The following is a 255-nucleotide window of genomic DNA, read 5'->3' as shown; positions in this document are numbered from 1 at the left end:
CAGGCCGCGGGCTTCGTCCGCGAGATGCCCGACGGTCTCGACACCGCCGTCGCGCAAGGCGGTACGACGGTCTCCGGTGGCCAGCGTCAGCGGCTGGCCATCGCCCGCGCGCTGGTACGACGACCGGAGATCTATCTCTTCGACGACGCCTTCTCCGCGCTCGATGTCGCGACCGATGCCCGCCTGCGCGCGGCCCTCGGCCCGATCACCCGCGACGCCACGGTCGTGATCGTCGGGCAACGGATCGCGACGATC

Annotated in this window: 1 protein-coding gene; it reads left to right on the top strand. The window is 71.8% G+C overall.

Going from position 1 to position 255, the window contains the following annotated elements:
• A partial coding sequence (locus ACOADB_RS20040; protein ID WP_378602549.1) for an ATP-binding cassette domain-containing protein occupies positions 1-255 on the top strand: 255 nt, incomplete at both ends.

Origin of the sequence: Nocardioides sp. CPCC 206348, from assembly GCF_048654705.1 — a bacterium.
In the GTDB taxonomy this organism is placed as follows: Bacteria; Actinomycetota; Actinomycetes; order Propionibacteriales; family Nocardioidaceae; genus Nocardioides.
The sequence above is the reverse complement of the archived record's forward strand: the minus strand, read 5'-3'. Positions and strand labels throughout refer to the sequence as shown.